At 48.9% G+C, this 374-nt stretch carries 1 protein-coding gene; it reads left to right on the top strand.

Translation table 11 applies throughout. The annotated features are described in order from the left end of the window. Positions 1 to 75: 75 nt before the first annotated feature. A partial coding sequence (locus tag J9892_RS24315; protein WP_210539188.1) for a transposase occupies positions 76 to 374 on the top strand: 299 nt, incomplete at its 3' end.

Genomic DNA, 374 nt, shown 5'->3' with positions numbered 1-374 from the left:
CCTGATTACCCATGATTAGCAGTCAGTTACCACGAACTATACTGATCTTACGTACAGTTATCGAGGTGCGAGATCATGGCCAAAAGCAAAATCCAATTCCAGAAAGGCTACAGCCTGTTTGAGTTTCTCAAGGACTATGGCACTGAGGCTCAGTGCGAAAACGCGCTGTTCACTTGGCGTTTTCCTAACGGCTTTGTCTGCCCTGAATGTGCCAACAAGACCTGTTGTCGCCTGAGAAGGCGGCCACGTGTGTGGCAATGCAATCACTGCCGTCACCAGATGTCATTGACTGGAAACACGATTTTCGCAAACACCAAGCTCCCACTGACCAAGTGGTTTCTGGCAATGCACCTGTTGTCACAAACCAAAACAGG

This window comes from Aeromonas sp. Prich7-2 (assembly GCF_017939255.1).
Lineage (GTDB): Bacteria > Pseudomonadota > Gammaproteobacteria > Enterobacterales > Aeromonadaceae > Aeromonas > Aeromonas caviae.
Note: the sequence above shows the minus strand (reverse complement) of the source record. Positions and strands in the feature narration are given on the sequence as shown.